1 protein-coding gene is annotated in these 464 nt (G+C 69.6%); it reads left to right on the top strand.

Annotated elements, in window-relative coordinates; all coding sequences use genetic code 11:
* Positions 1-464: SDR family NAD(P)-dependent oxidoreductase (locus tag IMZ11_RS44040; protein ID WP_228649697.1), on the top strand; the 464-nt coding region annotated here is incomplete at both ends.

The following is a 464-nucleotide window of genomic DNA, read 5'->3' as shown; positions in this document are numbered from 1 at the left end:
CCCGTGGTGCGCGGGCACGGCTACGACGAGGAATCCACCTGGGTGCCGCTGCTGTGGCGCCGTGATCTCAAGGCCGGCCACTGGGCACCGTTCTCGCACTGGCGCGCCATCGCCAACGCCACCGCCGAACTCGTCGAGCACATCGAGGGCGCTCTCGCGGCTCGTGCGCTGCGACGTGCGCAGGTAGGCAGGTCACGTGAACCCTTCTCTGACACCTTGGTTTCGGTGACAGGTGCGGGCAGCGGCATCGGCAGATCGACGGCGCTGGCCTTCGCCGCCCAGGGAGCCGAGCTCGTGGTCAGCGACATCGACGAGGCCTCGGCCAAAGCCACCGCCGATGAGATCGCCGCGCGCGGCGGCGTCGCCCACGCCTACGGCCTCGACGTGTCCGACGCCGATGCGGTGGAGAGTTTCGTGGAGCAGGTCTGCAGCACGCACGGGGTGCCGGACGTGGTGGTCAACAA

The sequence above is a fragment of the Microtetraspora sp. AC03309 genome (genome assembly GCF_020826795.1).
Lineage (GTDB): Bacteria > Actinomycetota > Actinomycetes > Streptosporangiales > Streptosporangiaceae > Microtetraspora > Microtetraspora glauca.
Note: the sequence above shows the minus strand (reverse complement) of the source record. Positions and strands in the feature narration are given on the sequence as shown.